Origin of the sequence: Schaalia radingae (assembly GCF_900106055.1) — a bacterium.
Lineage (GTDB): Bacteria > Actinomycetota > Actinomycetes > Actinomycetales > Actinomycetaceae > Pauljensenia > Pauljensenia radingae_A.
Genome location: NZ_LT629792.1, coordinates 2,084,746 through 2,097,577, shown reverse-complemented (window position 1 = coordinate 2,097,577; position 12,832 = coordinate 2,084,746). Strand labels below are relative to the sequence as shown.

At 61.7% G+C, this 12,832-nt stretch carries 10 protein-coding genes; 8 read left to right on the top strand and 2 right to left on the bottom strand.

Annotated elements, in window-relative coordinates; all coding sequences use genetic code 11:
• Position 1 precedes the first annotated feature (1 nt).
• Positions 2 to 886 (bottom strand): HhH-GPD family protein, encoded by an 885-nt coding sequence (locus BLT69_RS09200; protein WP_257590315.1) that lies wholly within the window; start codon positions 884 to 886, stop codon positions 2 to 4.
• Between the two features lie 66 nt (positions 887 to 952).
• Here BLT69_RS09200 and dcd point away from each other — a divergent pair, with 66 nt between their 5' ends.
• Both dcd and BLT69_RS09190 read left to right on the top strand, forming a co-directional pair.
• Positions 953 to 1,546 (top strand): dCTP deaminase, encoded by a 594-nt coding sequence (gene dcd / locus BLT69_RS09195; protein WP_058237351.1) that lies wholly within the window; start codon positions 953 to 955, stop codon positions 1,544 to 1,546.
• The gene (locus BLT69_RS09190; RefSeq protein ID WP_092648868.1) at positions 1,539 to 2,882 is read left to right on the top strand and encodes a hypothetical protein; all 1,344 of its coding nucleotides are present in this window, start codon (positions 1,539 to 1,541) and stop codon (positions 2,880 to 2,882) included. Before dcd ends, BLT69_RS09190 begins: the two co-directional genes overlap by 8 nt.
• A gap of 27 nt (positions 2,883 to 2,909) precedes the next feature.
• On the opposite strand, the gene BLT69_RS09185 is transcribed toward BLT69_RS09190, so the two are convergent.
• Entirely contained in the window at positions 2,910 to 5,201 is a 2,292-nt protein-coding gene (locus tag BLT69_RS09185) for a (Fe-S)-binding protein (RefSeq protein ID WP_092648867.1), read from the bottom strand.
• Between the two features lie 254 nt (positions 5,202 to 5,455).
• Between BLT69_RS09185 and BLT69_RS09180 the strand changes: the two genes are divergently transcribed.
• From BLT69_RS09180 to mnhG, 6 genes are read left to right on the top strand one after another with little or no spacing between them, the layout of a single operon-like run.
• Entirely contained in the window at positions 5,456 to 8,419 is a 2,964-nt protein-coding gene (locus tag BLT69_RS09180) for a Na+/H+ antiporter subunit A (protein WP_092648866.1), read from the top strand.
• Positions 8,419 to 8,937 (top strand): Na(+)/H(+) antiporter subunit C, encoded by a 519-nt coding sequence (locus BLT69_RS09175; protein WP_092648865.1) that lies wholly within the window; start codon positions 8,419 to 8,421, stop codon positions 8,935 to 8,937. Before BLT69_RS09180 ends, BLT69_RS09175 begins: the two co-directional genes overlap by 1 nt.
• Complete coding sequence (locus tag BLT69_RS09170; protein WP_092648864.1) at positions 8,934 to 10,847, top strand: Na+/H+ antiporter subunit D; 1,914 nt, start codon at positions 8,934 to 8,936, stop codon at positions 10,845 to 10,847. Before BLT69_RS09175 ends, BLT69_RS09170 begins: the two co-directional genes overlap by 4 nt.
• A complete protein-coding gene (locus BLT69_RS09165; protein ID WP_058237346.1) occupies positions 10,844 to 11,902 on the top strand; it encodes a Na+/H+ antiporter subunit E in 1,059 nt (352 codons plus the stop codon). The genes BLT69_RS09170 and BLT69_RS09165 overlap by 4 nt, the downstream gene beginning before the upstream one ends.
• Positions 11,899 to 12,378 (top strand): MrpF/PhaF family protein, encoded by a 480-nt coding sequence (locus BLT69_RS09160; protein WP_070727812.1) that lies wholly within the window; start codon positions 11,899 to 11,901, stop codon positions 12,376 to 12,378. The genes BLT69_RS09165 and BLT69_RS09160 overlap by 4 nt, the downstream gene beginning before the upstream one ends.
• Positions 12,378 to 12,731, top strand: a complete 354-nt coding sequence (gene mnhG, locus BLT69_RS09155) for a monovalent cation/H(+) antiporter subunit G (RefSeq protein WP_058237344.1) — start codon at positions 12,378 to 12,380, stop codon at positions 12,729 to 12,731. Before BLT69_RS09160 ends, mnhG begins: the two co-directional genes overlap by 1 nt.
• Positions 12,732 to 12,832 lie beyond the last annotated feature (101 nt).

The window sequence follows — 12,832 nt, the reverse complement described above, 5'->3', positions numbered from 1 at the left end:
CCTAGTCAGGCAGGCCATACGTTCCGCGTCGATCCACCTCGATCAACCCGTCATTGACGAGGGCATCCACCACTTGCACTGCCTGGTCGGCTGGAGCGCCGGGCAAGGTGGCCGCTTCAATGACTGCATCGCGGCCGACGCGCTCCGCTGAAGAAGCGTGAGCATCACGCAGCAGCGCCATGACGCGGCCACGAGCCTGACGGTCGGTTCCCGCCCACGCCTGGCCGCGCGGTTTGACCGCATCGGCAGGCTGACCGTCAGCAAGCCATCGGCACCGCTCACTGATCGGGCATTGATCGCACAGCGGTGCGCGCTGCGTACACACCAGTGCGCCAAGCTCCATGATGGCCACGTTCCACAAGGCGCAAGCGTCGCCCTCGTCAGGAAGTAATGACCATGCGCGATTCTGTTCGGCTCGTGAAGGGGCCGATTTTCGGGCGAACTGGCGGCCGTCAAAAACGCGGGTGAGGACCCGACGAATGTTGGTGTCCAATACAGGGACACGTTGGTGGAACGAGAAGGATGCGACAGCTGAAGCGGTGTAGGGACCGATTCCCGGCAGTTCCAGCAAAGCATCCATATCGGCCGGTACACGCGAACCGGGGCGGTTGGCGATCACCTGAGCACATGCATGCAGACGCAGGGCTCGCGACGGGTAGCCCAGGTGGTCCCACGCCACCAGAACATCGGAGCGCCTGGCACGGGCCAGATCAACAGGCGTGGGCCAGCGTTCCATCCACCGCTCCCAGATCGGCTGGACCCGCGGTATCGGGGTCTGCTGGCTCATCACTTCAAAAACCAGGGTGGCCCACGGACTGACATGGTCAGAACGCATCGGAAGGTCACGCCGATTGTGCCTGTACCAGGTCGTTACCGCGTCAAACATGACTACAGCCTACGGGCAAGTTGTCGTTCAGTTGGAGCTGGGGCGCCGACGTGGGACAATCAACACATGCTCCTGAGTGACCGTGACATTGCTGCCAGCCTGGATTCGGGGCGGATTAATCTCGACCCGCTCGACCGCTCGATGATTCAGCCCGCCAGTATCGACGTACGCCTCGACCGGCTCTTCCGCCTGTTCAACAACCACCGCTATTCGGTGATCGATCCGGCGGCCGACCAGTCAGACCTGACACATCTGATTGATGTGGGACCGGACGACCCGTTCGTGCTGCATCCCGGCGAGTTTGTGTTGGGAGCCACCTACGAGCAGGTCACCCTGGCTGATGACATCGCCGCGCGCCTGGAAGGCAAGTCGTCGCTGGGCCGGCTCGGATTGCTGACGCACTCGACTGCAGGGTTCATTGACCCCGGATTTTGTGGCCATGTGACCTTGGAGCTGTCGAACACGGCGACGATGCCGATTCTGCTGCACCCCGGCATGAAGGTCGGACAGTTGTGTTTCTTTGATCTGTCGTCGCCCGCGAAGAACCCGTATGGTTCAGCCGCGGCCGGCTCCCACTATCAGGGCCAACGCGGGCCGACTCCGTCCCGCACGCATGTGCGCTTTACCCGCACCAGAATCGAGCGTGGGGCTGATGACTGACACGTCATCACCTGGCAGTGGCGCAGAGGCACCCTCGTCGCACAACACTGCGCCTGGCCGACCCACGCGCATTTCAATTCATGACCGCTTCGCCCAGGCGGACCGCCGTGTTGAAAAGCGTGCAGAGCAGCAGGGGGAGGCTGCCGACGCGACCGAAAGTGAACGGGCCGCGCAGCGCGAGGCACCCAGCCTTCTGGCTGACACGTCATTGACGGCGCTGAGCGGCCTGAACGTTTTGACGGATTCGTTCCGCATTGACGAGGGGGGCCGCGCGGCCCGCGATGACTCGGGAGCACCGATCAGTGCGCCGCTGACACGCCTGGAGGACCCGCACCCACTCGACGTGGACAGTGCGCGTGAGCACCACGTGCTGTTGCTCAGCCCGGAGGTCGACCCCGAAGAACTCGAAGCGCTGGCAATTTCTGTGTGGGATGACGCCGGATGGGCCGGGGCAGGAAACCTGACGCTGTGCCAGTCCGCGCGGCTCAATGGCCCGTGGAGCGTGGATGCGGCGACTCGCGCCGAGCTTGGATCGGGCGCGGACCTGACGCGTGCGTGGATCCTGAATTGTCCCGCGTCACGTGGGAAAGCTCCAGATGAGGACATGAAAGAGCGTGACAGGTGGGCGCGCGCATTCCCAGACGGCATGCCGATAGGACTGGAGTACAAAGTCTTGCTGGTCCTGTATCGCATGGCTCGACGCCTGGGTGGTGCGCTGCGCATCGCGACCGACACGTCCGGTGATGTCATTCAGCCTGACCCGGATTCGGCAGTGGGGCTGACCCTGTATTCGAGGCGCTGGCTGGACCCCGATGAACTGATGGAGCTGCTGCACAGGGATTTCCCAACGGTGGTTGACTCGCGGGAATTGGGTGTCAGGCAGCAGCGCCGCCTGACACAGCGTGAAGTTGAAGCTGCGCGCGCGATCCAGAGCTCAACGCCGGCATTGAGAGAAGACATCGCTCAGAGACTCAAACGCGACCGAGCCGAGGCGGCAACCCGCGACCAGGTGCTTGACGGTTACTGCCTGGTCGCGCCGGCTGGTAACCGGTCTGAGTTTTCCTGTGAAGTCACCGTCACGCGCGACATTCCTCGAGTCCTGCGCTGGGAAATATGGGAATCACAGTCGGTGATCTGCTACAGGCTGCACTGGTTGAACCATGCGGATCTGAAAGTGCATGCGCCGACGAATATGCTCACCCGGACAGCCAGGCTTGAGCGGGCACGTTCCGCACGCGACATTGAGCGCGCCGCCGGATTGATCGTCTCCGCAGTGGGTGGCTTCGTGGTTGACGAGGATGACTTCCTGGTCGCCATGAGCGACCAGGGCGACTAACACATCTGCAGACCTGTTCCACTGGTACTAGGTGATGGTGCCGTCGTCTCCGGCTGCATCGCGGTGACGGTGGACGCCCTCGAGCAGCAACACGGCAACGTCCTTGACTTCAGGCATATTCTCACCGTGCGCCGATCCCAGCATCTGCGAGCAGTAGGGGCACGCAGTTGCCACGACGTGTGCTCCGGTTTCACGCGCCTCATCCATGCGGTTATCCGCAATGCGCGTGCCACGTGTTTCCTCCATCCACGCCCGCGCGCCACCTGCACCACAGCACAGTGCGCGCTCGCGATTGCGCGGCATCTCCACCATGTCCACACTCGGCAGCGATCCCAGCAGCTCCCGCGGTGCCTCAAAGAGACGGTTGTGCCTGCCCAGGAAGCAGGGATCGTGATACGTAATCGTCTGGTGGCGCTCACCGGGTGCGGGCGGCAGGGGAGTGAGCCTGTTCTCGCGCACCAGACGGTTCAGCAACTGCGTATGGTGGATTACTTCGAAAGTGCCGCCCAGCTGCGGGAACTCTCCGGCAATCGTGTTGAAGCAGTGAGCACACGTCACAACGATTTTCCTCGCGTGAGCCTCGTTCAACGTGTCAATGGCGGCGCTTGCCAGCATCTGGAACAAGATTTCATTGCCGGCACGACGCGCCGGATCCCCAGTACACGACTCAGCCGATCCAAGCACCCCGAACGTCACGCCAGCGGTGTGCAGCAATTCCGCCAGCGCGGCAGTGGTCTTTTTCGCACGATCATCGTACGCACCCGCGCATCCGACCCACAGCACGTACTCCACGTCATCGGCAGACTCAATATCCTCTCCGATCACCGGTACCTCGAAGTCCAGGTTCTTCGCCCACTCCAGACGCTTGCGAGCCGACTGGTTATACGGATTCCCCTTCTTTTCCATCCCGCGGAACGGACGCGCCAGGTCGCGCGGGAATGCAGACTCCATCAACACCTGGTGGCGTCGCAGATTCAAGATGTCGTCAACGTGTTCAATATCGACCGGGCATTGATCCACACACGCACCACACATCGTGCAGTCCCACAGGACACCCTCGTCAATGACGTCGGGAACGAGCGGCCCGTCGGTGTCGCGTACCCCAAGCGGACCGGTCGCACCGGAGGACGACAAGGCATGCAGGACGTCGCTGGTGTGCGGGGAGGGAAGGACGCCCTTTTCGATCAGGGTCTTGTCCTCACCCGGGTCAATCTCCTCAGGTACGTCCATGTCGGTCAGTTCCACGCGGGAAACAGATTCCACATGGTCGCGCAACGCCAGGACGAGCAGCTTAGGCGACAGCGGTTTTTCCGTGTTCCACGCCGGACACAATTCCTGGCAGCGGCCGCATTCGGTACACGAATACAGGTCCAGACGCTGCTTCCACGTCAGGTCCAGCGCGGTTCCCACGCCGAGCGGCACGTCATCAGGCAGGTCGTCGAGGCGGTCCAGGTCAGTGAGCGGCTCGCCATCAACGAGCATCGGTGCTGCCGGCCCCAGTGACTTCGCGCCGTCGGCGTTGCGCCGCGCATACAGGTTGATGATGGCGAGGAAGCGGTGCCATGCCACACCCATTGACGTCTGCACGCCGATTACGATCATCCACAGCATCGACACGAGAATCTTCAGCAGACTGACCAGCACGATTACCGTGGCGAGCGTGGAAGGAGCCGCCGAGGATACCAGCGATCCAATCCAACCGGTCAGCGGATAGTGCCACCACGACGCATCGCCTCCATCAGCAACGACGAGGGCGGCCTCCAATCCGCGCAACACCACCACGCACCCGCACACGATGACAATGACCCATTCAACGAAGAGGGCCTGCCAGCGGGTCGAACCGAAGAAACGGGACGTGCGCTTACGCAAGGTGGCGTCGGCCGGTAGCGGCTCGGGGCGGTGTCCGGTGCGGTAACGGATCACCATTAACACGATGATCGCCAGCAACCCGGCCCATGCAAAAATATCGACGAGCCATTGCCACGGCGCCCACGTGCCGATCAGCGGCAGCGACCAGCGAGGGTCGCGCAGATGCGCATAACCACTGATCAAGGTCAGGAAAAGCAGGGGGAAGGAGACCATGACAAACCAGTGCGCGACTTTCACGACTGGTTTGTGTGTGAACTCGCGGTGCGTGATGATCGTGGAGAGCATCGTCCACAGGCGTTTCCCGACAGGACGCATCCTCGTGTGATCCGGCTGGCCCTGTGAGAACTGGCGAACCAGATGGGCGATGCCTCGGCCTAGCGACACCAGGGCAATCAGAGTGACCAGCCAGGCGAAAACCCATGAAACCGTGACGATGACGGGAGAGGCCATGTGAGTTTTTTCCTCCTGGAATGATCGGTCTGTTGATCCTGATGTGTCTCATTATCCTCTCACGCAGAGCCCCTCGCGCATGCGACCGATCAGCTCTGCCCGTGGCTGAGGCCTTTTGGACAGGGCACGCAGATTATCAGCAGGTGCATTATCCTAGAAGTGACCGTTCGTAAATGCGGGACGTACCTGTGTGCTTGCCCCGCGCACGGCGCCCATCTGCCCGCTGAGAACGACGACCGCTGCGGAGGTCCTGAATGATTACGCTGCTTGCCGCGCATATATGCGCGGCAATTGTAGCGCCGTGGCTTGTCGGGCGATTGCATCGCACTGCGTTCATGTTGTTGGCCCTGGTGCCAGGATCAGCATTCGTGTGGGCACTGGTCCATACCTCCCAGGTGTTGTCGGGCAATGCTGACACGATTCCAGCTGAACACGTGATGTGGGTTCCGGGACTGGATCTGGACATCTGGTTCCGCATGGACATGCTGTCGTGGCTGATGACGATGATCGTGGGGGGCGTGGGCGCCCTCGTCCTGCTGTACTCGTCACGGTATTTTGGGCACTCAGCGGTTGGAAGCGGGCGATTCGCAGCAGTCTTTGTCGGCTTTGCCGGAGCCATGCTCGGCGTGGTCACCGTTGATCACACGATGGGCCTATACACCTTCTGGGAAGCCACATCGCTTTTGTCATTCCTGCTGATCGGACACCACTTTGACCGCCGGCCCGCACGAGCTGCAGCCCGGCAGGCACTGCTGATCACCACATCAGGCTCACTGGCCATGTTCGCAGGCTTCGTCATGTGGGGCCTGGCTCCCGGTGGCTCCTTCCGCCTGTCCGAGCTGGCCGCGAACCTGGCCGACGGCACGATGGATGCCGGATCGCCGCTTGTGGCGACCGCGGCTGTCCTCGTCCTGCTCGGCGCATTCACAAAGAGCGCGCTCTTCCCTGCTCACTTCTGGCTGCCCGGCGCGATGGCTGCACCCACACCTGTGTCCGCATACCTGCACGCGGCGGCAATGGTCAAAGCAGGTGTGTACCTGGTTGCCCGCCTGACACCCGGTGCAACCCACATCGCTTTATGGTCCCCGCTGATCGTGACTATTGGACTGATCACGATGGTTCTGGGCGGGTGGCGCGCACTGCGTCAAACAGACCTCAAACTCGTGTTGGCATTCGGTACCGTCTCGCAACTGGGGCTGATCACAGCGACAGTCGGGTTCGGCAGTCACGGCGCAATGGTGGCAGGACTGATCATGCTGGTCGCACACTCGTGCTTCAAATCCACGCTGTTCCTGACAGTCGGTGCGGTTGAATCCTCGACCGGCACGCGCGATCTTCGCCGTCTGACCGGTCTGGCGCGACGCCTTCCCGTGCTTGCCGTAGCTGCCGCGCTGGCATGCCTGTCAATGGCGGGTGTTCCCATCACAGTGGGATATGTCGGCAAAGAATCCATGATCTCCACCCTTTTGGGAGGTTCAGGAGCGCCGTGGACGGGGGCGCAGGCCGCATACTCGGGGCCAACCCTATTTGACCTCATTGTTCTTGCCGTGATCGCAATCGGATCGATGCTGACTGTCGCATACTCATGGCGCGCATGGTGGGGCGCATTCGGGACGCGCACACTGACCCCGACCGAGCAGAAGAAAAACACCGAAGGATCAGCTGCTGTGACCCAGAAATCAGCCCCTGAGGTTGATGCGAACGGTCAGCTGGTGCGCGTCAAGCCCGTCCCGTTGTTGATGCTGATCCCGATTTGCCTGCTTTCCCTCGGCGCACTGATCGGGCTGGCGCCGACCGGGCTGGAAGACGTGCTCAGACTACACGGGGTGTACGACCTGGACGGCTCGGCACACGTGGCCTGGTGGTCGGGCTGGGAACCGGCACTGATCACACTCGCCATTTTCGCAGGTGGCGCGCTGCTGGCAGCGTTTGGATATTCGAGTGGGCTGATCTCACCCAAGCCACGCTCCCCGCTGTCCGCCATTTACATCTACTCCTGGTCGGTGCGTGAACTGGAAATCATCGCAACACGCGTCACCCGACTTATCCAGCGCGGTTCGCTGCCCTGGGACCTGTCGACAATCGTCGTGACAATGCTGATCGGTGTGGGCTCTGCGGTGTTGATCTTCCGACCCAGCACCTACGTCATCCGTCCGTGGGACTCCATACTGCAGGTCGGCATCGGTATTATCATCATCATCTGTGCTCTGCTCACCGCCCGCTCCAGGCGACGCATGCGTGCCGTCTTCGCGCTCGGTGGCGTGGGCCTAGGTGTGGCGGTGCTGTATGCATCGCAGGGCGCACCTGACCTGGCATTGACGCAGATCGTTGTTGAATCGGTGTCGATGGTGATTTTCGTGCTCGTGCTGCGCCGCCTCCCACGCTTCTTCTCCGACAGGCCGCTGGCACGTTCACGCTGGTGGCGTTTCATCGTCGCCCTGCTCATGGGGATCGGCACTGTGTTTGTTGGGCTGTATGCCTCGTCTGCGCGCGTCCACTCCGCAGTGTCGGAGCTGATGCCTAACGAGGCCTCCGAATTCGGCTACGGCGAGAACATCGTCAACGTGATCCTGGTGGATATCCGCGCTTGGGACACGGTTGGTGAGCTGTCAGTCCTGCTGGTCACGGCAACAGGTGTCGCCTCGCTGATCTACGTGTCCTCACGTGTCGGACGGGTGGAGCGTGCCCCGCGTGACTTGACGAGGGAGTCCACCTCTTTCCTGCCTGCAGCAACCGCCCTGCGTTCCCAGGATCGCTCAACTGTTCTGGAAGTAGTGACCCGCCTGCTGTTCCCGACCATGATTGTCGTGTCGTTGTGGCTGCTGCTGATCGGTCACAACAATCCGGGTGGTGGCTTCTCTGGCGGTGTGGTCGCAGGCCTGGCGTTTGTCCTGCGCTACCTGGCAGGTGGGCGCTATGAGTTGGCTGAAGCGATCCCGATTCCAGCGGGCCGCGTCCTGGGCACGGGCCTGTTCGTGGCTGCCGGCGGTGCGCTGATGCCATTGCTGTATGGCAACTCGGTGCTCCAATCCACGCCGCTGACCATTGACGTCGGCGTGCTGGGCGACATTCACTTCACCACCGCCATGATCCTGGATGTCGGCGTGTACATCCTGGTGGTCGGCCTGGTGCTGGACCTGGTGGCCTCGGCCGGTGCTGAAATCGATCAGCAGGCTCCGACCCCGATTTCACAGCAAAAGACAGGGAGGAAACACTGATGAGCGTTGCTTCCCTGACGATGCTGGTGATTGCCGGAGTTTTGGTGGCCACGGGCGTGTACTTGCTGCTTGAGCGCACCCTGTCACGTATCTTCATCGGCCTGAGCCTGATCACACACGGCGTGAATGTCTTGATTTTGTCCGGCGGTGGAGCAGCCGGACGCCCACCCCTGCTGGGCAGTGAAGACCCGACGGCAATGGCTGATCCACTGCCGCAGGCTATGATCCTCACCTCCATCGTGCTCTCGTTGGGCACCACTGCTTTCGGCCTGGCATTGGCGTACCGCTCCTGGCGACTGCTCGGACACGATGAAGTGGTCGATGACGTGGAAGACCGCCTGCTGGCGCGCCGCACCGAAGCTGAAATTACCGAGGCTCAGGATGTGGCCTCCTCCGGTGATGAGGACGAAGACATTAACTACGATGAGGATTCCCAATCTGACGAGGATGACGCGGACGGCACTGACGACGCTAACGGCGTTGATGGCGCTGACGACGCAGAGGAGGCCCGACTATGACCTCCCTGGACTGGCTCGTTCCCATTCCCGTGGCACTGCCCCTGCTGAGCGCAGGACTGGCGCTGGCGCTGTCACGGCACCCGAAGATCCAACAGCTCATCGCCCTGGTCGCACTGTCACTGACCACCGTTTCATCGGTCGTCCTGGCAGGTGCGGCGCACACCGGTCGCGTCGTCCTCGACGTGGGATCGTGGGCCGCTCCCATCGGCATCACGCTGGTCGTTGACCGGGTTTCCGGCGCGTTCCTGGTGGTCTCTCAGATCGTGACGCTGGCCGTTCTGGTCTATTCCCTGGCTCAGAATCTGGCTGATGACGAGCCGAACATGCCGATCGCCATCTACTTCCCGACGTTCCTGGTTCTGTCAGCAGGCGTGGCTAACGCATTTTTGACCGGTGACCTGTTCAACCTGTTCGTGGGTTTTGAGATCCTGCTGGCCGCCTCGTTCGTCCTGATCATGTTGGGCGGCACGCGAGGGCGAGTGCGTGCGGGTGCTGTGTACGTGGTCGTCTCCCTGCTGTCATCGTCGATTTTCCTGGCCGGCATCGCATTGACCTACGCTGCCACCGGCACGGTCAACATGGCGCAACTGGCGCTGCGCCTACCGGAGATTGATCAGAACGTGGCCACGATGATCCACATGCTGCTGCTGGTGGCCTTCGGCATCAAGGCAGCGTTGTTCCCACTGCAGGCCTGGCTTCCTGACTCCTACCCGACGGCACCGGCGCCCGTGACGGCAGTGTTCGCCGGCTTGATGACGAAGGTAGGCGTGTACGCGCTGATCAGGCTTGAAGTCCTGCTTTTCCCCGGTGATCGCTTCGCCCCGATACTGACGGTCATCGGCATTGCGACCATGATCGGCGGCATCCTGGGGGCTGTTGCCCAGGATGACATTAAACGTCTGCTGTCCTTCACGCTGGTCTCGCACATCGGCTTCATGGTGTGGGGCCTGGCGATCTCCTCGCGCGTGGGTGTCGCGGCAGTCATTTACTACGCAGCCCACCACATTCTGGTGCAAACGGCACTGTTCCTGATTGCTGGTCTTATCGAACGGCGAGCGGGAACGACATCGCTGGCCAAACTGTCCGGTTTTGCCAGGAGCGCCCCCATCGTGTCGATCATGTTCTTCATCGCCGGTGTCAACCTGGTGGGTGTTCCGCCCCTGACCGGTTTCATCGGGAAGTTCGCCCTGGCGCAGGCATCTGTCGAAGCGGGCACGTTCAGCGCATGGGCACTGCTGGCAGGCGGCATCATCACCTCGTTCCTCACGCTGTACGTCGTCATCAAATGGTGGCACCAGGCATTTTGGCAAACAGAAGATGATGCGCCGCTCGCATTGGCTTCCTCTCTGCCCATTCCGGGTATGTCATCGAATAGCTCGTCGCGCCTGTCACGCCAGTTTGACCGAGCCCAGCGCACTATGCGCAGCTCCCTCCAGCACTCTCAGGAAGTGGCTCGATCCGCGCTGACTGAAGCGGAAGCGAAGTCTGGAGGAACCTCACGACTGATGTCGGCAACCGTGGCCGTCCTTGTCGGCGTGCAGATCGCGATGGCCGCACTGTCCGGACCGATCTGGAATTATGTGGAAGAAGGCGCGCGCGACCAGCTGACACGCACGCCCTACATCAACGCCGTTCTGGGAGGAGACGGGCGCGGTAGCGGCACGTCAGATACGGAATCGGGCGGCACCACGCCGGTCGTTCCCTCACCTGACCCCACGGCTTCACCCATTGAAGATCAGCAAAGTGAGGGCGAGGGCGACGCGCCTCAGTCGGATCACGATTCTCAGTCGGATTCGGCCCAGTCCGGGCGCGATGCACAATCGGGTCAAAGCGGCCAGTCAGATGCCGGTAACCAAAGTGGCGAAACGCGTGGGCAGGTTGGTACATCGCAGGATGGGAGGCGATCATGACAGCCTCACTAACCTCGTCGAACCCGGCCGGGCCGGAACCGCACGTGTCACGACGCCACACCCCTCTGGGTAAGCGCCTCTCCATCGCGATGACGCTGTGGCTGACGATCATATGGTGCCTGATCTTTGGACATTTTGACTGGTTGACGATTATTTCAGGTGTGCTGGTCGCCCTCGCCGTCCAGGTGGCGTTCCCACTGCCGCACATCACTCGCCTGTGGCATATCCGTCCGCTGTACGTGCTGTGGGTGCTGCTGACCTTCACGCGCGATGTCATCGTGGCCGGGCTGCAGGTGTCAAAAGTCGTGCTGCTCAATAAGCGCGTGGACAATGCGATCGTGCGAGTCGATCTGCGATCATCGAACCCGGTACACCTGACGATTCAGTCGGCAATGACGTCACTGGTGCCAGGGACCGTCGTGCTGCGCGTGGACAGGCTTTCAGCCGGGCTGTACCTGCATGTGCTTGACGTTCCGGCTCAGGGCGGTATCGACGGGGTCAAAGAGTCGATTCGCGCTCAGGAAGCACGCATGCTGCGTGCCATTGCAGCCAGCGAGCACCTGGAGCAGTGGGGGATTGACCTGCCGGTGAAGCCGATTTGGTCGTGGAGCAAGAAATCTCCGACTGCCTCGGAGAGGTGCGTTCCCGTCGAAGACACAGTTGAGACGACTCAGGCTCAGCCGCCGCTGCGTGAGGTGACGCCCACCGGCGAGGACCATCATGAGGAACCCGCATCCGGCGAAGGGACGCAGAGGAATCACGGCGACGATGTTCGAGACACTGTTGATCACGCGAAGGCTTTGCGCGATGCCACGCAGGGAGACATTTCCGGCATGGTGGATCTGACAAAGGTCGTGCCGGAAGAAGAGCGTGGGCTGGACGTAACAGAGACGACGAAGTCTGGGGAGGGTCAAGGCTTGGGTGATGCTTTTGCCTCGGACACTGCCGGTGAACCTGGCGATGCCCATGCCTCGGGCAATGCCGAAGAGCCCGGTGATGCTTATCCCTCGGACACTGCCGGTGAACCTGGCGCGCGCGGTGAGGAGGATCAATGATCGGCGACTTTTCAGCGCTTGACCTCCTGCATGCCCTGACAGGACTTATGACCGTGCTCGCGGCAGTACTCGCCACGATCCGCATTGCCAAAGGCCCCGGTCTGCTGGACCGAACCGTCGCATTCGACGTGTTGACGGCCGCGGGAATCGGGATGATCGCCGTGATGATCGTGTGGTGGCATCGCTACGACCTGAGCGTCCTGCTCATCATTCTGGCGCTGACCGCATTCATGTCCGGCGTCGTGGTCTCACGCTTCGCCACACGTATCGACCGCAGCCAGCAGCGCATCCTGAGTGAGGAAGAGGCCCAGGAGCAGGTAGCTGAACGTGAGCGGCAGGCTGAAGAAGCTCAGCGTGAAGAAACTGAGGATGCTCAGCGCAGCGTGCACGATGCCCGCCAGACGGGAGCCGTTGACGCAGCGCACGACCTGGAACTGGTGCATGACCCCGAACACGGCACGCAGGAGGAACACTGATGGTGATGGAATGGATCGGCGCCATCCTGGTCTTTATCGGCGTGGCCTTTACATTGATTGCAGCGATCGGCCTGATCAACATGCCGGATCTGTTCACGCGCATGCATGCGGCATCAAAACCTCAGCTGCTCGGACTGATGTTCATCTGCGTTGGCATGGCGGTCGAATTACATAACTGGCGCTGGGCAGTGCTCGCCGTCGCAGTCCTCGTCCTGCAGGTCATTACCGCGCCCGTGTCGTCGCACCTCGTGGGTCGAGCGACCTATCTCACGGGGAATTGGGATTCAGAGCATCTTCTGGTCGATGATCTGACCGATGACATGTCCTCCTCGTCGATGATTGACGCGCCCTGATCGTTTCCTGTCGAGCTTCCTCGGCCTGCTCTGAGAATGGGATGGCGTCCCGCCAACTTCAGCCACGCTCCGACAGTCCTAAAAAGGGTGCAATCTCATGG